A 21045-nucleotide genomic window follows, 5' to 3' on the forward strand; every position below is an offset into this window, starting at 1 on the left:
AAGACCGAGTACGTCCAGTACACGGGCTTCCGCCCGGCACGCCGAGAGCACGCACCGGACGCCGCGGGGCCGCCCTCCGGGCGACGACAGGAGTTCGACGACAGGCCCCGGTGTCGTGCGCACGCTGTACGCAGCGAGCGCACGGCGCGTGCGCGTGTCGCGGCGCCCGTCCGTCCGCCCGCCGTCCGCGTGACCCCGACCCCGCCGCGCCCCGCCGGCGGCGCCTACGCGCCCACGTACTCGCGCAGGTGCCGCGCCGTCAGGGTGTCCCCCTCGGCCACCAGCCGCGCGGGGGTCCCCTCGAAGACCACCCGGCCGCCGTCGTGACCGCCGCCGGGACCGATGTCGATCAGCCAGTCGGCGTGCGCCATGACCGCCTGGTGGTGCTCGATGACGATCACCGAGTTGCCGGCGTCCACCAGCCGGTCCAGCAGCGCGAGCAGCTGGTCGACGTCGGCCATGTGCAGCCCCGTCGTCGGCTCGTCCAGGAGGTACGTCGAGGCCCGCTCCGCCATGCTGATGGCCAGCTTGAGCCGCTGGCGCTCGCCACCGGACAGGGTGCTGAGCGGCTGCCCCAGGCGGACGTAGCCCAGGCCCACGTCCATCAGGCGCCCCAGCACGGCCCGCGCCTGGCCGGTGGTGAAGAACCCGTGCGCCTCCGCCACGGGCATGTCGAGGACCTCGCTGATGTTCTTGCCGCGCAGCCGGTACGTCAGCACCTCGGGCGTGAAGCGCCGCCCCTCGCACTCCTCGCACACGGACGCCACCCCGGCCATCATCGCCAGGTCCGTGTAGACCAGCCCGATGCCGTTGCACTTGGGGCAGGCGCCCTGCGAATTGGCGCTGAACAGCGCCGCCTTGACCCCGTTGGCCTTGGCGAAGGCGGTACGGATCGGGTTCAGCAGGCCCGTGTACGTCGCCGGGTTGGAGCGGCGCGAGCCGCGGATCGGCGACTGGTCGGCCACCACCACCCCGTCCCGGCCGGCCAGGTACCCGTGGACCAGCGAGCTCTTGCCGGAGCCCGCCACGCCCGTCACCACCGTGAGCACGCCGAGCGGCACCTCCACGTTGACGTCCCTCAGATTGTGCAGGTCCGCGTCCTTGATCGACAGGTGCCCGCGCGGGGTGCGCACCGTCTCGCGCAGCCGCGCCCGGTGGTCGAGGTGGCGTCCGGTGAGGGTGTCCGAGGCGCGCAGCCCGGCGACGTCGCCGCTGTAGCAGAGCCGTCCGCCGCCGGTGCCGGCGCCGGGCCCGAGGTCCACGACGTGGTCGGCGATCGCGATGACCTCCGGCTTGTGCTCCACGACCAGCACGGTGTTGCCCTTGTCCCGCAGGCGCAGCAGCAGGTCGTTCATCCGACGGATGTCGTGCGGGTGCAACCCGGTGGTCGGCTCGTCGAAGACGTAGGTGATGTCCGTGAGGGAGGAGCCGAGGTGGCGGACCATCTTGACCCGCTGGGCCTCGCCGCCCGACAGGGTCCCCGAGGGGCGGTCCAGGCTCAGGTAGCCGAGACCGATCTCGACGAGGGAGCGCAGCAGGTCGCGGAGGTTCGCGAGCATCGGCGCGACGCCCGGATCGTCGATCCCGTTGACGAAGGCGAGGAGGTCGCTGATCTGGAGGGCCGAGCACTCGGCGATGTTCAGCCCGCCCACGCGCGAGGACAGCGCGGCGGCGCCCAGCCTGCTGCCGCCGCAGTCGGGGCAGGCGGCGAACACCACGGCGTGGTCCACGAAGGCGCGGATGTGCGGCTGCATGGACTCGCGGTCCTTGGCCAGGTAGGTGCGCCCGATCTTGGTGATCAGGCCCTCGTAGGTGAAGTTGTTCGACCCCACCTTCACCTTCACCGCCGGCCGGTGCAGGAGGTCCTGCCACTCCCGCTCGGTGAACTCCCGGAGCTTCTTGTCGGGGGAGTAGAAGCCGCTGTTCGCCATGACCTGCCAGTACCAGGAGTCCACGGCGAAGCCCGGGACGGTGATCGCGCCCTCGTTGAGGGAGAGGTCGCGGTCCACGAGCCGGTCCACGTCCACGTCCGAGATCCGGCCGATGCCCTCGCAGCGCGGACACATGCCCTCGGGCGTGTTGAAGCTGAACGCGGAGGAGGTCCCCACGTGCGGGGTCCCGAGCCGGGAGAACAGGACGCGCAGCATGGTCGAGGCGTCGGTGGCGGTGCCGACCGTCGAGCGCGAGCCGGAGCCCATGCGCTCCTGGTCCACGACGATGGCGGCGCTCAGGTTGTGCAGTCCGTCCACGTCCGGACGGCCGAGGCTCGGCATGAACGACTGGACGAACGCCGTGTACGTCTCGTTGATCATGCGCTGCGACTCGGCGGCGATGGTGCCGAAGACGAGCGAGGACTTGCCGGAACCGGAGACCCCGGTGAAGACGGTCAGGCGGCGCTTGGGGATGTCGAGGGAGAGGTCGGCGAGGTTGTTCTCCCGCGCGCCCCGGACCTGGATGACCTGGTGGCCGTCGGCGGCCCGCGCGCCGGTGGGCGCGGTGTCGGGGGCGGCGTCCGGCGTGGCGTCCGGCGCGGGGTCCGGCGTGGTGCCGGGGGCCCACTCGACCAGCTGGACGATCACCCCGTTCGGGTCGCGGACCTGGAACAGCCGCTCGCCCCAGGGCTCCTCGCGGGGTTCCAGGGCGATCGGGGCGCCCTCCGCGCGCAGTCGGGCGTACTCGGCGGCCAGGTCGGACACGGTGAAGGCGAGGATCAGGCCGTCCGCGTGGCGTCCGCGGACCTCCTCGGGCAGGACCTCGATCCCGCGCCGCAGGAACACCACCCGGGGGCCGTCGGGGTGGGCCAGGGAGGCGAAGTCCCCGCTCGCCACGGTCTCGGTGTAGCCGAAGTGCCCGACCAGGAAGGCGGCCGAGGCGCGTACGTCGTCGACGGTCAGGGATATCGCGGTGCCGGTGATGTGCACGGAACTCCTTGAGGGACGGTTTCGAGGTTTCTTTATACACTGTATTCTGTACGACGTATCGAATTATCGAGGCGGATGGGGAGCGTGGGCATGACGACGAAGGACCGGAGCGGGGCGGGCGACCCCGTCCGCACGCTGGAACTGTTGTGGCGCGAGGCCGGGCAGGAGGCCCCCGTCGGCCGGCGCGGCCCGCGCCAGGGGCTCACCGTCGACGCCGTGATCGCGCAGGCCCTCGCCCTCGCCGACGAACAGGGCCTCGCCGCCCTCACCATGCGGGCCCTGGCCGGACGCCTCGGCGTCACCCCGATGAGCCTCTACACCTACGTCCCGGGCAAGGCCGAACTCCTCGACCTGATGCTCGACGAGGCCTACGGGAGGATGCGCGGCCCGGCACCGGTCCGTCCGCGACGACCCGACGGCGCGGAGCCGTGGCGGCGCCGGGTCACCCGGATCGCCGAGGAGAACCGGGAGCTGCTGCGGCGCCACCCGTGGATCGCCGACCTCGCCGTCACCCGACCGCCGTTGGGCCCCGGGGTGATCTCGAAGTACGAGTACGAACTGGGCGCCTTCGACGGGATCGGCCTCACCGACGCCGAGATGGACGCCGCCCTGACCCACCTCCTCGGCTTCGTCCACGCCAACGTGCTGGCCGAGGCGGACGCCGCCGCCCACAACGCGCGCCAGAGCGACGACGAGTGGTGGGAGGTCAGCGCCCCCCTGCTGGAGCGGGTGATGCACGCCGAGCGCTTCCCGCTCGCCAACCGGGTGGGCAGCACGGTCGGCGCCTACGACCCGCAGGTGGCCTGGGAGTTCGGCCTGGACTGCGTCCTGGACGGGCTGGCCCGCCGGATCGAGGCGCGCGGGGCGTAGCCGACGGCCGCCGCCGGACCCGTGCCGGGACCCGGGCCCGGACCCGTGCGGAAACCCGTCCCGCCGGGCGCCGGATCGCCCCCGGGAAGGCCCTGCGCGGGCGTCACGGCGGCCGTACGGGGCCCGTTCGGGGTCCGGCCCCCACCCCCGCCCGGGAGCCCGTCACGGACCCGTGCGGGGGCTTCCCGTATACCGCCTGACCTGGGGTTTAACCCGTTTTCCCGATAAGATCACAGCCTCGGGAAAGGGGATCCTCATGGACCGGAACATCCGCTCGATGGACGACGTGCTCACCCTGCTGGACGGCCTGTTCGCCCCGGAGGCGGACCGCTGGACGACCGGCGGCTCCTCCTGGTGGGACGGGTTCTACGCGGACCGCGCCAAGCCGGTGCCGTTCTTCGTCGACAAGCCCGACGAGAACCTGGTCGACGCCCTCGACCGGGGCGTCCTCACCCCCGGTCGGGCCCTCGACCTCGGCTGCGGACCCGGCCGCAACTCCCTGTACCTGGCCGCCCGCGGCTTCCGGGTGGACGCCGTCGACCTCTCCCCGACCGCCCTCGACTGGGCCCGGGAACGCGCCCGCGCCGCGGGCGCCGACGTCGACTTCCACCAGGGCGACGCCTTCGAGCTCACCACCGGCGCCCTCGCCGGCCCCTACGACCTCGTCTACGACTCGGGCTGCTTCCACCACCTGCCGCCCCACCGCCGCGTCAGCCACCTCGCCCTGCTGGAACGCGTCCTCGCCCCCGGCGGCCACTTCGCCCTCACCTGCTTCGCCTCCGGGGCCATGGGCTCGGAGCTGCCCGACGCGGACCACTACCGGGCGGGCGGACTCGGCGGCGGGCTCGCCTACACCCCCGAGGAACTCCGCTGGATCTTCGCCGACCTGGAGCCCGTCGAACTGCGCCGCATGCGTGACGAGGCCCCCGAATCCGCCCTGTTCGGCGAGCCCTTCCTGTGGACCGCGCTCTTCCGCCGCCCCGGGGGCGCGGCTCAGCGGTAGCCGGTGGTGTCCGCCGGGAGCCCGGGGTCCTGCACCTCGACCAGGTACCGCCAGGCGTCGGGCCGGCTCCCGTCCAGGTCCGTGAACCCGTACACCCGGGCCAGTTGCCCGCTGGAGAGGGACTTCCCGTTCCAGCGGGACACCTCCGGGTCGGCGGCCAGCGCCGCGACCGCCCGTCCCACGTAGGCGGGGCTCTCGGAGATCGCGAAGTGCGGGACCCGCTCCAGCGCGTCGCGCCAATCGGCCTCCGTCACCCCGAAGTGCCCGAGCATCATCTCCGAGCGCAACCACCCCGGCGTCAGCGCGACGGCCGTCGCGCCGCGCGGCCCCAGCTCGTGGCCGAGGGCGAACGCCATCCGCAGCACGGCCGACTTGGCGAGGTCGTAGAAGAACGACACCCGATAGTTGCCCGCGTTGTACTCGCTCGTCCCGTCCGTCATCTCCACCACCAGCCCGCCCGGCTCGCGCAGCATCAGCGGCAACGCGAAGTGGTTGGTGACGGCGTGGGTGTCGATCGCGAGCCGCAACAACCGCAGGCCGTTGTCCAGGTCGTGCTCCCAGACGGTGCTCTCCCACTCGAAGAGCAGCTCGGCACCCCAGATGTCGTTCACCAGCACGTCCAGCCGGCCCTGCTCGGCGTCGATCCGCCGCACCAGCGCCTCCACCTCGGCGTGCACCAGGTGGTCCGCCACCACCGCGACACCCCGCCCGCCCGCCGCCGTCACCAGCTCGGCCGTCTCCTCGATGGTCTCCGGACGGTCGTACTCCGAACGCCGCCCCGTGGTGCTGCGCCCCGACACGTAGACCGTCGCGCCCCGCGCGCCCAGCTCCACGGCGATCCCGCGCCCCGCACCCCGCGTGGCCCCCGCCACGAGGGCGACCCTGCCTTCAAGATCCCGCTGCGTCTCCGGCATGGCCCGACCCTACGCCGCCCGACCCGGCGGCACACGGCGACTTCCGGCTCACGGGGACCGGACCAGCACCGTCACCGCGTGTAGACCCGTCGCCCCGTCCGGCAGCGGCGGCCTGCGCCGTGCCGGCTGGACCTCGCCCCGGCCGTCGACGGCCCGCACCTCCAGGACGTGCCGACCCGGGCCCGCCTCCCACTCCCACCGCCACTGCCGCCAGGTGTCCACCCCGTCCGCCGCGCCCAGTCGGGCCCGCTGCCACGGACCCCCGTCGACCCGTACCTCCACCCGGGCGATGCCCCGGTGCTGCGCCCAGGCCACGCCCGCCACGGTGACGGGACCCGGGCGGGGTCGCGCGCCCGGGCGCGGCACGTCGATCCGCGACTGCGTCCTGACCGGCGCCCGCTCGGCCCAGGCGCGGCGCACCCAGTACGCGTCGTACGCCGCGAAGGTGGTCAGCCTCAGGTCGGTGAGCCACTTGCAGGCGGACACGTACCCGTAGAGGCCGGGGACGACCATCCGGACGGGGAAGCCGTGCGCGAACGGGAGCGGTTCGCCGTTCATCCCGACGGCCAGCAGCGCGGCCCGGCCGTCCAGGACGCTCTCGACGGGCGTGCCGATCGTCATCCCGTCCACCGACCGGGCCACCAGTTGGTCGGCCGGTCCGCCGCGCGACGGCGGGCGCACCCCCGCCTCGCGCAGCAGGTCGGCGAGGGACACGCCGAGCCAGCGGGCATTGCCCGCGTACGGGCCGCCCACCGGGTTCGACACGCAGGTCAGGGTGATGTCGTGCTCCGTCAGGGGGCGGGCGAGCAACTGCGCGAGGCTCAGCGTGAGGGGCCGGTCGACGCCCTCCCCGTGGACGCGCAGCCGCCAGGTGTCGGCGTCGACGCGCGGGACGACCAGGGCGGTGTCCACGCGGTAGAAGTCCCCGTTCGGGGTGAGGAAGGGGGTGGCGCCGGGCACCTTCAGGTCCGCTCCGGCGGGTACGGGCGGGGCCGGCACGGCGGGCGGCGGCAAGGCGAGTCGGGCGCGGGAGGCGTCCGCCCCCGCCGAGCGGCGGGCGCCGAGCCGGCGTCCGGTGAGGCCCACGACCGCCGAGGCCGCCGCCGTGGCCAGCACCAGCCGACCGAAGCCGCGCCGGTCCACCCCGCCCGCGCCGCCCGCCCCGGCCTCCGGCGCCGGCCGGCCCGCCGCCCCGACCAGCAGGAGCAGCACCGCCGCGGCGACGGCCCCGCCGGCCAGGGAGGGCAGGGCGTCCCACCCGGTCGCGCCCGGCCGGTCGAGCGCGAGCAGCGCCCCGAGCCCGCCCACCGCCCCGGCGAGGGCGGCGCCCGCGCGGGGACGGCGTACGGCCAGGAGGCCCGCGCCGACGGCGACGGCCGCGAGGACCGCCACGACGCCGAGGGTCAGCACCGCCTTGTCGGCGGTGCCGAAGGAGCTGACGGCCCACTCCTTGACCGCGGTGGGCGTACGGTCGACCACCGCCCCGCCTACGGCGGCGATCGGCGCCGCCTCCGGCCGGACCAGCAGGGCCACGGGCTCCGCGACGCACAGCCCGGCGAACGCCGCGACCGCCCCGGCGAGCGCGCCGCGCCACGGCGCGGCCGGTCGTCGCCGCTCGGGAACCTTCCTCGCACCGGTCATCCCGGACCACCCTCCGCGGATCCGTCCTTCCAGCATCCGCCGGGGGCCGCCCGGGCGCGAGGGACCCTCGTCAGGCGCGCCGCGCCGCGCCGGCCGCCGGATCCCCGCCGCGCCGCGCGGACGCCGGCGCGGGCCCGCCCCGGTCGGCGGGGGACGCGTCGGCGGCGGGCCCGGCCGGGGAGGGCCCGGCCGGGGACGGAGCGGCGCACGGGCCGGCGCACGGGCCCGCCGGGCGCCGCTTGCGCAGTTCGACCAGCCCGTCCAACGAGGAGCCGAGGGCCTCCCACACACCACCGGAGCCGGCCCCGCGCGCGGCGGAGCGCGGCCGCTCCTGCTCGGTCTCGGACATGTCGCTGCACTCCCGTCGGCGGTCGCTGCGGTCCGGGCCAGTCAAACCGGCGCCCCGCCGCCCCGGGCCGCGCCCGCCGGGATCTCCCCCGTACAGGTGACGCACCTCCGAGGGGCGGACGCGGGGGCGCGCGGTGAGGTAGCCCCGCCGGATCCGGTGGAGCGGTCCCGGTCAGCCGGTGGCCGCCGGCAGCATCGCGGCCACCCGCGCGGCGGCCGCGTACGGGTCGCCGACCGGCGCGGCGGGGTGGTCGGTGGTGCGCCGGGCCCACTCCTCCTCGAAGGCGTGCCAGTCCACCTCCCGGGGCGGGGCGCCGCGTTCGAGGGCCTCCTCCAGCGTGTCGAAGTACAGCCGCCAGCGCGGCGCGTACAACTCCGAGACCAGGCCGTTCCACTCGCGGTTCGCGTAGTCGTGCAGGAATCCACCCTCGCTGGTGGAGCGACGGCCCCACACGCTCAGGATCGATCGGGCGTCGTACTCGTTGCGGTCGCGCTCCGCCTCGTCCCCGCCCGCGGCGCGGGCCGCGTCGAGCCAGCCGCCCAGCAGGAAGTTCGGGTCGGATCCGGTGAGCGCGTCCAACAGGGCCTCGCAGTCGCCCCACTGGCCCGTCAGCTCGCGCAGCCGGGGCAGGTCCTTCGCCTCGTAGGCCGCCTTGATCCTCGGCAGCAGCACCCGCGAGTGGTTCGCGAGCGCCTGCCGGGCGGTGTCCACGAGGTCGAACCGGTAGGCGCTGGAGCCGCGCAGCCCCGGCGCCACCGCCAGCAGGTGGTCCAGGGCCCGGCGGACGGATCCGGCCGGATAGCGCATGGACTGGGGGCTCCAGTGCGCCGCGCCGGTGGCGGTCAGGCTCGGCCGGGCGGTGAACAGGCTGTCCTGGGACTCCGACCACAGCCCCGAGGAGGTGCTGTACGGGCCCTTGCGGAGCTCCTCCCAGGCCGCCGCCGCCCGCGCGTCGGGCCGCCCGTACCTGCGGGCCGCGAAGGAGGCGAACCAGCGCTGCTGGTCGACCGGTTCGGCCTCCCAGGCGAGGTCGGTGAACAGGTCGAAGGCGGCCGGGTTGGTCCCGGTGGCCTCCGGCAGGTAGGCGGTCCCGACCAACGCGCTGCCGCTCTTGGCCCGCCAGGCGCCGAACCGGTCGATCCACACGCTGGTGTTGGCGCCGATCGTGGTGTGCCCGCCGAAGTTGAGGATGCTGCCCATCGCGTACGGGGTCCCGCCCCAACGGGCCTCCCGGTCGAGGCGGTTGTAGCGGTCGGAGAGCCCGTCCAGGACCAGCAGCTTCGAGGTGTCCACCCCGGCGAGCAGCTCGGCCGTCGGGTCGTCCTGCCAGCCGAGGACCGCCCACAGGGCGCCGGGGTGGGCCGCGTGCAGGGCGCTCTGGATGGCCCCGGCGGCGGCCCTGACGTCCACCGTGCCGGTTTGGCCGCCCTCGTGGAGCGGGCTCATCCGGTACATGGTGCTGTCGCCGAACACCGCGCGCTGCTCCGCGTAGTAGGCGGCGGCCAGCCGGCGGAACACCGGCGAGGTCGGGTCCAGCCAGTCGGGGCGGTCGAAGCCCGCCCAGTCGCCCTGCGCCACCGTCGTCGCCCCGGGGTTGCGGGCGGCGAACTCCGGCGGAACGGTGCCGAAGTACCCGGGCAGTACGGGGGTCATACCGAGGGAGCGCAGGTGGTCGGCGATCCGACCGCCCACGCGGGCGCGCTCGCGCATCGCGCGGTCGCCCACCGGGCCGCCGAAGCCGCTCAGGTTCTGCAGCAGCCACCAGCTCTGGTGCGCGGCGCCGGGGATCCACGCGCTCAGCTCGGCGGGGGAGTAGCCGAACCCCTGGAGCGCCCGGTGGTACGGGTACTCCGCGCCGATCTGCACGAAGACCTCGTTCACCCCGTGCAGGGCGAGCAGGTCGACCTGGCGCCGGTGCTCCTCGAAGGAGCGGTACGGGCCCGAGTAGCCGTCGTCGGTGTCGTTGAGGGCGTACCGGTGGGCGACCCGCGCGGAGCGGGTGACCGGTCCGGGCACGGCGGGCAGGGTCGCGGGGAGCATGCCGAGGCTGTCGCCCGGCCAGCCGATGTCCACGCCGGCGACGTGCTGGAGGTACCAGCCGACGCCGGTGAGCAGGGTGGCGCCGGTGGAGCCGCGTACGGTGACCGCCCCGGCCCGGCCCGACACGGTGAAGGTGTCGGACCCGGCCGCGGCGTCGGCCACGAGCGTGAACTGCCGTGCGTGGCGGGGCAGCAGCCGCTCCAGCGCGGCCCGGGCGGGGGCGGTGTCGAAGGTGCGCGGGGCGCCGGCGCCGGCGCCGGCGGGCGCGGTCGCCGGCGTCGCCGCCGCCGGGCCTCCCGGCAGCGACCGTTCGGTCGCGGCCCCTGCGGCTCGCGCCTCCGGGGCGGGCGGGGGCGCGGCGGCCCCGGGCGCGGCTCCCGCGCAGACCAGCGTCAACAGGGCGGCGGGCAGGGCGATCAGGGCGGCGCGCGGCGCGGAGTTCCTCATCGTCACCCGCTCAGACCGGCAGGGACCAGGTCTGGTCGACCTGGTGGTCGCCGCAGGCGCTCAGCGCCAGCCGCCCGGCCGGGGCGTCGGGGGTGGCCGGCGCCGCCGGGGCCGTCAGGCACAGCCCGCTCCCGCGTTCGACGAGGGCCCCGTCCCGGCGGTGCTGCCAGCTCTGGCCCGCCTCCCGCGCCGTGCGGGCGGGAGCGCAGCCGGCCAGGGCGACGAGCCCGTCCGCCGGGTTCGCGGCGAGGCACTTGCCCTCCAGGTGCAGCCGTCCGGCCGATCCCAGGACCCAGCGCTGGTCGGCCGCGGCCGTGCACCCCGCGAGGATCACGGCGCCGACGCCGGTGGTGTTGGCACCGTCGGCGCACCGGGAGCCGAGGCCGTTGATCTGCCCGGTGGGCACGGCCTCGGCGCAGCCGCGCGGGGTGAGCCTCCAGACGGCCGTGTCGTGCGCGGCGAGCCGTCCGGTCAGGGAGCCCGACACCTCGGTGCGCCCGCCGCTCCACAGGTCCTTGGCCTCGACCGTGCAGGAGTGCAGCCCGATGTCGGCCAGCGGTACGGAGACGTCCCGCGCGGCGCCGGAGCGGTTGAGGACCGCGACGGCGCGGTCCCCGTTCGCCAGCGGCCGGGCCAACACCTCGAAGGTGGCGTTGGAGGAGACCACGGCGCCCTGTCGGCCCAGGGGGTCCTGGTCCAGGGCGATCAGGTCGGTGTTGCCGAGCGCGGCGAGGCCGGCCGGCGTCAGGGCGGAGACGTCGGAGGACAGGATGAAGGGGGCGGCCATCATCGCCCACAGCCCGACCTGGCTGCGGCTCTCGGCGTCGGTGAGTCCGGGGGCGCCGGCGATCAGGAAGTCCGGGTCGTTCCAGTTGCCGGGGCCGGCGTACCGGCCGAGCCAGCGGTTGTAGCCGTAGTTGCCGAGGACCGAGCTCCAGCGGGAGGTGGTCGGCGCGGCGGGCCGGTGGACCTGGATGTCCCGGCCCTCGCGCCACAGCTGACCGGTCTCGCCGACCCAGTCGAGGACCTTGTGCCAGTCGGAGCCTCCCCATTCGCCCTGCTGGAAGTAGGCGGGCGCGGACGCGGAGAGCACCATGGGGCGGCCGCTGTCGCGCAGGGCGCGGGCGACGGAGTTGTAGGCGTCGCGGTAGGCCTGCTCCTTCGTCTTGCCGGGCGGCACCCACAGGTTGCAGCCGTCCATCTTGACGTAGTCGACCTTCCACGACGCGAACTGCCGGGCGTCGCGGGCGTAGTGGTCGGGGCCGCCGCCCTGGGGGGAGCCGCTGCCGGGATAGCGCTCGCAGGTGAGCGAGCCGGCGTCCTCGTAGATCCCGAACTTCAGCCCCCGGGCGTGCAGGTACTCGCCGAGCCAGGCCATGCCGCGCGGGAACCTGTCGGTGTCCACGACCAGGTTGCCCCCGGCGTCGCGCTCCTTGCGCATCCAGCAGTCGTCGACGGTCACCGTGTCGTACCCCTTGGCGGCGAGACCGGTGGAGACCAGGGCGTCCGCGTTGGCGACGACCTTGCCCTCGTCGATGTCGCACATGTAGTGCGCCCAGTTGTTCCACCCCATGGGCGGGGTGAGCGCGAGCGGGGTGTCCCAGGTCGCCGTCGGATCGGCCGCCGCCGGGGCGGGGGCGAGCGTGAGGGCGAGCAGGGCTGCCGCGGTGGCGGCGGTGAGGGACGCGCGCGGGCGAGGCGGCACGGGGTCTCCTTGACGTGGGGGGCGAGGAGGTCGAGCGGTACGACGGTCATGCGTGCGCTCAGTGCAGCGGTGCGACTACCCTCTGTCAACATAAGTCGATGGTTGTGACTCAATGACCAGCAATATGGCCGTAATCGATGTCACACCAAAGTGGTGATACGCCGTACGTGACAGTGGCTGATACGGTGTATCTCATGCCGAGGAGATCCACCGCCCTGGACCGGGCCACCCCCGAGGTCATCGCCGAAGCCGCCCTGCGGATCCTGGACGAGGAGGGCCCGCAGGCCCTCAGCTTCCGCGCCCTCGCCGACCGGCTCGACGTCTCCCACGCCACCGTCCAACGCCGCTGCGTCGACCTCGCCGGCCTGCTCGACCTCTGTACCGAACACCTGGCCGCCCGCCTGCCCGAGGTACCCGCCGGCACGGACTGGGCCGAGGCCGCCGAACTGCGCTTCGGCGCCTTCTACCGGCTCCTCGTCGCCCACCCCGGGCTGCTCGTGCTGCGCGGCGGACGCCCCTGGCTCGGCCGCCAACTCCTGGCCCGACTCGTCGAACCCTCGCTCGCCGACAGCGTCGCCGCCGGCATGACCCCCGCCGAGGCCATGACCGTCTACCGCGGCATGTACCTGCTGACCCTCGGCAGCGCCGCCTTCGTCGACCACCGCGACCCTGCCGCGGCCACGGCCGCCTCCCGCGCGGCCCTCGCCGCCCTCGACCCGGAACGCTTCCCCGTCCTGACGGGCGCGCAGGCCGCCGTCCTGCCCCCGCTGACCGGCCACGAGGTCTACCACACCGCCCTGCGCCGACTCGTCGAGGCCTCCCGGCCCGCCCCCGCGACGACGGACTGACCGGCGACGACCGACTGACCGGCGACGACCAACCGACCCGCGACCGCCGACCGACCGCCCCGGGGCGCGACCCGCGCGCCCCACGAAAGGCAGCCCACCCATGGAGCGACAGCTCGACCACGCCGCCGTCCGCGCCGCCGCCGAACGGACCGCCGGCGTCATCCGGCCCGTCGCCGTCGTCCCCGCCGCCGAAGGACTCTGGTACGCCCTCGAACACCTCCAGCACACCGGGTCCTTCAAGGCGCGCGGCGCCCACAACTTCCTCGCCGCCCACCGCGCCGCGGGCGCGCTGCCCACCGCCGGGGTCACCATCGCCTCCGGCGGCAACGCGGGCCTCGCCTGCGCCTGGGCCGCCCGCGCCCAGGGCGTGACCGCCACCGTCTTCCTGCCCGCCACCGCACCCCGGGTCAAGGTCGAGCGACTGCGCGGCTACGGCGCCGACGTACGCCTCGTCGGCGAGCGCTACGCCGAAGCCCTCGCGGCGTGCGAGGAGTTCGCGGCGGCCTCCGGGGCGCTGCTCAGCCACGCCTACGACCACCCCCTGATCGCGGCCGGGGCCGGCACCCTCCTCGACGAGATCCGCACCGCCCTGCCGCGCCTCGACACCGTGGTCGTCGCGGTCGGCGGGGGCGGCCTGTTCGCGGGCGTCGCCACGGCCGCGCGCGCCCACGGCATCCGCGTCGTCGCGGCCGAACCCGAACACTGCCGGGCCCTGAACGCGGCCCTGGAGGCGGGGCGCCCCGTCGACGTCCCCGTACGCTCCGTGGCCGCCGACTCCCTCGGGGCCACCCGGGTCTCGGCCGACGCGCTGGAGGCCGCCCGGCTGGGCGACGTCACGTCCGTGCTCGTCCCCGACGAGGCGATCACCGCGGCCCGCCGCGCCCTGTGGGAGGAACACCGGATCGTCGTCGAGGCCGGCGCCGCCACCGCCCTCGCGGCCGTGCGCACCGCGCCCCGCCCGCCGGGCCGCGAGGTCGCCGTCGTCCTGTGCGGCGCGAACACCGACCCCGGGGACCTGTGACCGCACCCCGGACCCGGGGCGCCGACGACGTTCGTCGCGACCGTCGAAGACTTTCGAGGACAGCGCCCGCCCGCCTCCCGCTGCCAGGCTCGTGCCGACAACGGGAACACGTGGTGCGCCGCGATCGCGGCGCGGAAGGCGGGCAGGGAAGTGGCCAAGCGCAAGGGTTGGTTCATCGGCTGCGGAGTGGCGCTGGTCATCGGGATCGGACTGCTCGCGGCCCTGGCCTTCGGCGCGTCCAAGCTCCTCGACGTCGCCGACAAGAGCTTCCTCGACCCGAAGGTCTACGAGGCGATCCGCGTCGGCGACGCGGAGAGCGAGGTCCGCGCGAAGCTCCCCTCGGGGGAGAGCTTCGTCAAGGACGCCCTCAAGGACGGCGGACCGGCCGAGCCCGCCGGCAGCACCTGCGCCTGGTACGTCTCCAGCGCCGAGAACGCCGACGAGGACGTCCTGCGCTTCTGCTTCAAGGACGGCAGGCTCGCCGAGAAGGCGAGCTACCGCATGAAGTAGCCGGTACCCCCGGCACCCCGCGCACCCCGGGCCCGCCGGCCCCCGGCGCGCGCCTCGCGCCGGGGGCCGGGCGGGTCACGAAGAGGACAGGACGACGAGCCGCTGCGTGGCGCGCGTCATCGCGACGTAGCGGTCGACGGCGCCCGCGACGCCCTCGCCGAAGGCCTGCGGGTCCACGAGGACGACCAGGTCGAATTCGAGGCCCTTCGCCAACCCGGGGGTCAGCGACCGGACCCGGCCGCTCGCCTCGAAGGTCGGATCGCCGATGACGCAGGCGACGCCCTCCGGATGCCCCGCGAGCCACTCGTCGAGGACCGACTCCAGCTCCGTGACCGGTCCGTGGGCCACGGGGACCCCGCCGGCGCGGACGGAGGTCGGCACGTTCGCGTCGGGGATCGCGGCCCGGATGAGCGGCTCCGCCGCGGCCATGACCTCCTGCGGCGTGCGGTAGTTGACGCCGAGCGAGGCCACCTCGATCCGGTCGAGTCCGACCCGCTCCAGCCGCTCGCGCCACGACTCCGTGAAGCCCCTGCGGGTCTGGGCCCGGTCCCCGACGATGGTGAAGCTGCGCGAAGGACAGCGCGAGAGCAGCATCTGCCACTGCGCGTCGGTCAGTTCCTGCGCCTCGTCCACGACGATGTGCGCGAAGGGTCCGGCGAGCCGGTCCGGGTCGACGGTGGGCAGGGCGCCCGCGTCGATCAGGCTGTCCTGGAGGTCCCGGCCGCGCAGCATCGTCACCGCGCCCTCGCCGTCGTCGTCCGCCGCGAGGATGTCGTCGATGACGCCGGACATGCGCTCGCGCTCGGCGGCCACGGCGGCGTCGTGCCGGCGCCGGCGCCGGGCCGCCCCCGGGTCGCCGAGCCGCTGCCGCGCCGCGTCCAGGAGCGGCAGGTCGCAGACCGTCCAGGCGTGCGCGTCGGCGCGCTGGAGCCGGGCCACGTCCTCGCGGGACAGCCACGGGGCGGCCATCCGCAGGTAGGCGGGGACCGACCAGAGGTCCCCGACGAGTTCGGTCGCCTCCAGCAGCGGCCACGCCTCGTGCAGGGCCTCGGTCAGCTCCTCGTCGTGCAGGACCGCCCGGCGGAACCGCTCGTGCGGTACGTCCTCGTCGCCGTCGAGCTTGTCCAGCAGGATCGTGGCCAGCTCCTCCCGGATCTGCTCGCGCGCCTCGTTGTGCGGGGTCCCGGCCGCCGAGGCGAACGCCTCGGCCCAGTCGTCGGCCGTCAGCCGGACGTCGGCCCACGGGGTGGAGACCGTCATCCCCGAGGCGGGGGGCTCCTCGTAGATCCGTACGGCCTTCTCGACCGCCTTCACCAGGTCGGCGGACTCCTTCAGGCGGGCCACGTCCGGGTCGCTCTCCTCGCGCGCCGCCGCGCCCTCGGCGACCAGGTCGCGCACGGTGCAGGTCTGTACGCCCTCCTCGCCGAGGCTCGGCAGGACGTCGGCGACGTACGCCAGGTAGGGCTGGTGCGGGCCGACGAAGAGCACGCCGCCCCGACGGTGGCCCAGGCGCGGGTCGGAGTACAGGAGGTGGGCGGTGCGGTGCAGGGCGACGACGGTCTTGCCCGTGCCCGGGCCGCCGTCGACGACCAGCGCGCCGCGCGAGCCCGCGCGGATCACGGCGTCCTGGTCGGCCTGGATGGTGCCGAGCACGTCCCGCATCCGCGCGGACCGGTTGCCGCCCAGACTGGCGATGAAGGCCGACTGGTCGTCGAGCGCGGCGTGACCCTCGAACGCGTCGACGGTGAACACCTCGTCCCAGTAGTCGCCGACGCGCCCGCCGGTCCAGCGGTACCGGCGGCGGCTCGCCAGACCCATGGGGCGGGCGTGGGTCGCGGCGAAGAAGGGCTCCGCCGCGGGGGAACGCCAGTCGACCAGCAGCCGGCGCCCCGTGTCGTCCGTGAGGCCGAACCGTCCGATGTACACGGGCTCGGCGTCACCGGCGTCGCCGGTGGGGACGACGCGACCGAGGCACAGGTCGAGGCCGAAGCGGCGCAGGGAGCGCAGCCGGCCGGTGACCCGGTGGATCTCGACGTCCCGGTCCATCGCCTCCCGTCCCAGACCGCCCGGCGCCCGGCGCAAGGCGTCGAGCCGGTCGGACAGTTCGGCGATCGACCGTTCGAGGGTGCGGGCGAGGTCCGCGAAGTGCCGCTCGTCGTCGGCGATCAGGCTCGGGTGCGCCTTGGGGGCGAGGTGGTCGGGAAGGTGGAACGCGCCGGTCGAAGACGGCAAAGGCACGGGGTGGATCCTCATTTCCGCAGGTCGTGGCTACGAGGAGCGATTCTGCGGTACCACCGGGGCCTTGCCGCAAGCCCCCCCGTGCGCTATAAGTTGAGAGTGGCAAGGGGTGTGTTGGCCCTCTTGCCACTCCACCGGGAGCCGCGTGAGGACGCCGCGATCCCACTCTCCCCACCTCGGGAAACCCCACCGCCGCCCCCGCGTGCCGGTACGTGGCACCGGCACGCGGGGGCGGATCCTCAGCGCGTCGGGGGCACCGTGCGGATCCAGTGGCCGGTCGTGCTCCAGCCCAGCAGTCGACGGGCCCGCCCGCCGTCGGCCTCGCCCCGGGCGTCGAAACTGCCACCGGCCTCCACCAGGCGCAGTCCCGCGAGCGCCGGCGCCAACCGCTCCCGTACGGACGTGGGACGGCGGGTCGTCTCCGACTCCATCCACGCCAGGACGGCCGCCCGCTCGCGCGGCGAGCACAGCGAGAGGTGGAACACCATCTGCCGCCACGCGTACGCCGCGTCCTTGATCACGGGCAGCGGGCGCGGGTCGCCCTCCACCCGGGACACCAGCCGGCAGACCGTCGCGAAGCAGTCCCGGGCCAGGCCCGCCCAGCCCGCCGGCGGCTCGATCCGCACCCGCGCGGCCAGCGTCGCCAGGTTGTGCGTGGTGAGGATCTGGGCCTGTTCGATCACGGTGCCGTTCGCCCCCACCGACCAACCGCGCCGCCCACCGTCGGCCGCGGCGGCGCGCTCCGCGCACAGCGCCGCGAACTCGTCCGCGCCGCGGCCGCGACCGCGGTCGCCCAGCGCGGAGTCGGCGGCCCGCGCGACGGCCATCCGGCGCACCCGCCGGTAGTCGATCCCGTAGTACCGCTCGTACAGGCCGCCTTCCAGCAGGTCGGCGGCGATCCGGGCGGCGACGAGGAACTTCGGGGTGAAGGTGCCCATGAAGATGTCGGCGGCCAGCTCCTCCACGAACGGCGTGCCCGCCTCGGCCCGGCGACCCAGCTCGGCCAGTTCACGCACCAGCGGGTTGGGCAACAGCGTCCCCGGGAAGGCCGTCACGGCCAGTTCGCCGAGCCGGCGCAGCGCCTCGTGGGCGGACTCCCGGGCCGATTCCTCGGCGTCCGCGTCCGCGCCGAGGTGGCCCTCGACCGCGCGCAGCCAGGGCAGTTCCCCGATCCGCACCTGGTGCTGGAGGTTCAACAGCAGGAGCGAGCGCCGGGCCCGGAAGGCGCGGTACGTCGCCGCCATCAGGGTCCGCAGCGCCGGGTCGGCGTACCGCTCGGCGGACACCGCCGCGACGAGCTGCGGCACCAGCTGGGCCAGCACCTCGGCGGAGGGCACCACCCCCCGCTCGACGAGCACCTCCAGCGGGGCGCTGAGCGCCGAGCGGACCGTTCCCGCGAGGGCGGGCGGCACGACCGCGCCCACGGGCAGGCCGCACTCCCGCGCCTCGCGCGCGCTCACCGGGGCCAGCGGTCCCTCGACGTCCGGGGTGCCGGAAGCCGGGTCGAGCCGGGCCAGGCGGCGCAGCACCAGCGCGGCCATCGCGTGGTGCGAGGGCAGCGCCGCGTGCTCGGCCTGGATCCGACGCAGCCGGGTGTGCCGGTCCGAGCCGGGCAGGCCGCGCTTGGCGACCATCGAGGAGACGGCCACCCGCAGCAGCCCGGCGAGCCGGGGTGCGAGCGCGCGTCCCGCGAGCTCCTCCTCCAGGGCCCGGCGCAGGATCGCCGCGTTCGACTTCGGGTCGCGGTGCTTGGCGCACCGGGTGTGCGCGGAGGCCAGGGCGGTGTACCGGGCCAGGAGCGCGGCGCCGTCCGCGCGCCAGTGCGGTCCGGGAACGGCCGGGGGCGTCGCCTCCAGCCGGTGCGCGAGCAGCTCGTCCTCGAAGGGGCGCCAGACGGACAGCGCCTCGCGCTGTGCCTCCACGGCGTCGTGGGGTCGCCGTCGGGCCAGCGCGGCGGAGGCCTCGCCGACGGTGCGGCGGTGCACGGTGTCGACGCCGGGCGCGGGCCGCCGCGCGGGGCGGGGCAGGAACCGCAGCCGGTCGGCGAACGGGGCCAGCTCGGTGACGAGCTCCGCCGCCGCGTCGAGGTCGCCCGCGCGCACCAGCCAGGCGACGGTGGCCAGCGCCGCCTCCTCCGGTACCCGGACCTCGTAGCACCCGTCGTCCAGCAGTGACCACAGCCGCTCCAGACCGTCCTCGGTGAGGTGGTGGGCGAACAGCTCCCCGCGGGTCGCGGGCACGCCGGCCCGGCGGGCGGCCTCCTCCTCGTGGGGCAGCAGCGGTCCACCGGCGGCGGCGGACCCGGTGGCGAAGCCGCCGGTGACCACCTCGGGGGTCACCCAGGCGGGGAACGCGGCCACGGGGGTGCGGGATCCGACGGTCAGGGAGCCGGACGCGATGCCGGACAGGACCGCCCGCCACTTCGCGGCCCGCGACCCCGCCCGCTCGCGGGTGGCGGCGTCCTCGTGGAGGGTGGCGGTGCGCAGGGCGCGGGCCAGCCGGCCCGCCGCGTAGGCCGGGGAGACGGATACGGGCGGGGGCCCCTGCTCGGAGACGGTCGCGGCGTCGGGCCCGGTCCGTCGGGCGGACGCGTTCGGGAGCTGCTGGTCAGCGTCTGTGTTCATGGCCGACGTGGCAGGTTCCGCCCCTGCGCCCTCCGGGAAGCAAGCCCGGCGCTCTCCTGCTGAGCTACACGTCGTGGTCGTCCCGAACCTAGACGGTGGACCGCGCACCGCACAACCGGATTCGGCCGGCGCTCTTCGCTCGCCGACCGCCGGCGGGGACCGTCGGACGGGCTTCGCGGGACGTGCGGTAAACCGCATTAGTGCGCGCGGGGCGCGGGCGCCCGCGAACCGACGACAAGAAGTCAAACATCGGCGTTCCATCCTTTCGGCGCTCCAACTCACCTCGACGGAAAGGGATTTCGAACTAAAGCGCATCAGTCCAGGTGGGGGCCCGGTTGACGGCGGGCCTTTCGCCCTCCCCGGTCGTCCCGAACGGACGGGGCACGCGTACGGCCTCGGCCGGCGGGCCCCGGGGTCGCGTTGACGCTCCACCGCTTTGTGGACAGCGTGGGCCGCGCGCTCCGGCAGCGAGGCCGGAACTTCCCCCGAAGGCGGCGAAGATGCATCGCTCACCCCTGAACCGGAAAGCCCGTACCGCCCTGGCCGCGAGCGTCCTCCTCTCGCTCTGCGCGTGCGGGGTCGGCGGCGGCCCCGCCGAGGTGGAGGAGGCGGAGAAGACCGGGAAGGTGTCCGGTGAGATCACCTTCCGGACCCTCCAGTTGAAGCCGAAGTTCACCGCGTACGTCCAGGGCGTCATCGACTCCTTCGAGGCCCGCCACCCCGATGTCACGGTGAGATGGGAGGACGTGCCCGGGGACGGCTACAACGAGAAACTCGTCGCCGACGCCCAGGCCGGCGCCCTCCCGGACGTGGTGAACCTCTCCACCGACTCCTTCCAACTGCTCGGCGACCGCGGCATGCTCGCCGACGTCGCCCGGCTCGACCCCGACGTGGCCGCGGAGTACGTCCCCGGCGCCTGGGAGCAGTTCGGGCTCCCCGGCAAGGGCGCCGGCAGGTTCGCCTACCCCTGGTACGTCACCCCCGAGATCCTCACGTACAACGAGGACCTGTTCGTCCAGGCCGGCCTCGACCCCGATCGGCCCCCGACCGACGTGGAGCAGTTCTTCGACTACGCGGAGCAGATCGCCGCCCGCTCCGGAGGCCGCTTCTCCGCCTTCATGGCCGACCCGAAGGGGCGCCTGCCCGGGGACTGGCAGAAGATGGGCGTCCCCCTCCTGAACGAACGGAAGGACCGGTTCACCTTCGACACCGACCGGGCCGTCGCCTGGGTCGAGCGGATGAAGGACCTCTACGCCAAGGGCGCCATGCCCAAGGAGTCCCTCCTGAAGGCCGACGACGTCAACCAGCTCTACGGCGGCGGCAAACTCGTCTTCGGCCCCGGCTCCCCGGGCTTCGTCAAGGACGTCAAGCAGAACGCCCCGCAGGTCTACGGGCGCACCCGCGTCGCCGGCGCCGTCACCGGCCGGCTCGGCCACATCGGCATCTACGCGCAGTCCCTCGGCATCCGCAAGGACACCCGGCACGTGGACGCGGCGAGCGAGTTCGCCAAGTGGGTCACCAACGGCCCCAACCAGGTGGAGTTCTCGCGCAAGGCCACGATCTACCCCTCCAACGCCAAGGGGCTGGCCGACCCGTACTTCGCCGACAGGGGCGACGGGAAGGACGCCGAGACGCTCGCCCGCGCGGTCGGCGCCGAACAGCTGAAGAGCGCGGGCCTCGACGCCAACACCCCCGTCCAGTGGACCAACCAGGTCGGCGACGCGGTCGTCCGCGAGGTGCAGAAGGCCATCACCGGGGAACAGGACGCGCGGACCGCCGTGCGCAGGGCACAGGAGGAGGCCAACAGGCTGCTCGCCGCCGGGGCGAGGAAATGACCACCCCTACGACCGACCCGACGACCACCTCGACGACCGCTCCGACGGACACTCCGCCGGCCGACCGGCGGGCGGCGGG

General features: G+C 74.9%; 14 protein-coding genes and 1 tRNA gene. 6 read left to right on the top strand and 9 right to left on the bottom strand.

The genetic code is table 11. From position 1 onward, the window contains the following. Positions 1-224 precede the first annotated feature (224 nt). A complete protein-coding gene (locus AB0D01_RS37185; RefSeq protein WP_363063371.1) occupies positions 225-2921 on the bottom strand; it encodes an ATP-binding cassette domain-containing protein in 2697 nt (898 codons plus the stop codon). Positions 2922-3011: 90 nt separating this feature from the next. Here AB0D01_RS37185 and AB0D01_RS37190 point away from each other — a divergent pair, with 90 nt between their 5' ends. Together AB0D01_RS37190 and AB0D01_RS37195 are read left to right on the top strand one after the other, a co-directional pair. Continuing rightward, positions 3012-3791 (top strand): TetR/AcrR family transcriptional regulator, encoded by a 780-nt coding sequence (locus tag AB0D01_RS37190; protein WP_363063373.1) that lies wholly within the window; start codon positions 3012-3014, stop codon positions 3789-3791. Between the two features lie 256 nt (positions 3792-4047). Beyond that, on the top strand, positions 4048-4794 hold the full coding sequence (locus AB0D01_RS37195; protein ID WP_363063375.1) for a class I SAM-dependent methyltransferase: 747 nt from the start codon (positions 4048-4050) through the stop codon (positions 4792-4794). Here AB0D01_RS37195 and AB0D01_RS37200 read toward each other — a convergent pair. The 5 genes from AB0D01_RS37200 to AB0D01_RS37220 form a co-directional block, all read right to left on the bottom strand. Then, positions 4785-5708: an SDR family oxidoreductase gene (locus AB0D01_RS37200; protein WP_363063377.1), complete on the bottom strand. Its 924-nt coding sequence runs from the start codon at positions 5706-5708 to the stop codon at positions 4785-4787. The genes AB0D01_RS37195 and AB0D01_RS37200 overlap by 10 nt on opposite strands. A 48-nt stretch (positions 5709-5756) precedes the next feature. Then, entirely contained in the window at positions 5757-7349 is a 1593-nt protein-coding gene (locus AB0D01_RS37205; protein ID WP_363063379.1) for a molybdopterin-dependent oxidoreductase, read from the bottom strand. A 70-nt stretch (positions 7350-7419) separates the two neighbouring features. Continuing rightward, complete coding sequence (locus AB0D01_RS37210) at positions 7420-7698, bottom strand: hypothetical protein (protein ID WP_363063381.1); 279 nt, start codon at positions 7696-7698, stop codon at positions 7420-7422. 171 nt (positions 7699-7869) lie between these two features. Next, complete coding sequence (locus AB0D01_RS37215) at positions 7870-10185, bottom strand: alpha-N-acetylglucosaminidase (RefSeq protein WP_363063383.1); 2316 nt, start codon at positions 10183-10185, stop codon at positions 7870-7872. Positions 10186-10195: 10 nt separating this feature from the next. Continuing rightward, the gene (locus AB0D01_RS37220) at positions 10196-11890 is read right to left on the bottom strand and encodes a ricin-type beta-trefoil lectin domain protein (protein ID WP_363063385.1); all 1695 of its coding nucleotides are present in this window, start codon (positions 11888-11890) and stop codon (positions 10196-10198) included. Between the two features lie 194 nt (positions 11891-12084). Between AB0D01_RS37220 and AB0D01_RS37225 the strand changes: the two genes are divergently transcribed. The 3 genes from AB0D01_RS37225 to AB0D01_RS37235 all read left to right on the top strand — a co-directional run bounded on the left by AB0D01_RS37225 (position 12085) and on the right by AB0D01_RS37235 (position 14269). Continuing rightward, on the top strand, positions 12085-12738 hold the full coding sequence (locus AB0D01_RS37225; protein WP_363063387.1) for a TetR/AcrR family transcriptional regulator: 654 nt from the start codon (positions 12085-12087) through the stop codon (positions 12736-12738). Between the two features lie 100 nt (positions 12739-12838). Further along, positions 12839-13759: a serine/threonine dehydratase gene (locus AB0D01_RS37230; RefSeq protein WP_363063388.1), complete on the top strand. Its 921-nt coding sequence runs from the start codon at positions 12839-12841 to the stop codon at positions 13757-13759. A gap of 150 nt (positions 13760-13909) precedes the next feature. Then, positions 13910-14269, top strand: a complete 360-nt coding sequence (locus AB0D01_RS37235) for a hypothetical protein (protein ID WP_363063390.1) — start codon at positions 13910-13912, stop codon at positions 14267-14269. 75 nt (positions 14270-14344) lie between these two features. On the opposite strand, the gene helR is transcribed toward AB0D01_RS37235, so the two are convergent. From helR to AB0D01_RS37250, 3 genes are all read right to left on the bottom strand, one after another. Then, positions 14345-16507 carry an RNA polymerase recycling motor ATPase HelR gene (gene helR, locus AB0D01_RS37240; protein WP_363063392.1) on the bottom strand — a complete coding sequence of 721 codons (2163 nt, stop codon included), beginning with the start codon at positions 16505-16507 and terminating at the stop codon, positions 14345-14347. A 239-nt stretch (positions 16508-16746) separates the two neighbouring features. Beyond that, entirely contained in the window at positions 16747-19131 is a 2385-nt protein-coding gene (locus AB0D01_RS37245; RefSeq protein WP_363063394.1) for a hypothetical protein, read from the bottom strand. Continuing rightward, positions 19131-19205: transfer RNA gene (locus AB0D01_RS37250), tRNA-Ala, on the bottom strand. The genes AB0D01_RS37245 and AB0D01_RS37250 overlap by 1 nt, the downstream gene beginning before the upstream one ends. Before the next feature lie 426 nt (positions 19206-19631). Between AB0D01_RS37250 and AB0D01_RS37255 the strand changes: the two genes are divergently transcribed. Further along, positions 19632-20966, top strand: coding sequence for a sugar ABC transporter substrate-binding protein (locus AB0D01_RS37255; protein ID WP_363063396.1), 1335 nt, complete (start codon positions 19632-19634; stop codon positions 20964-20966). Positions 20967-21045: the final 79 nt, after the last annotated feature.

It is taken from the genome of Streptomyces sp. NPDC048606, from assembly GCF_040650855.1.
Classification (GTDB): Bacteria; Actinomycetota; Actinomycetes; order Streptomycetales; family Streptomycetaceae; genus Streptomyces.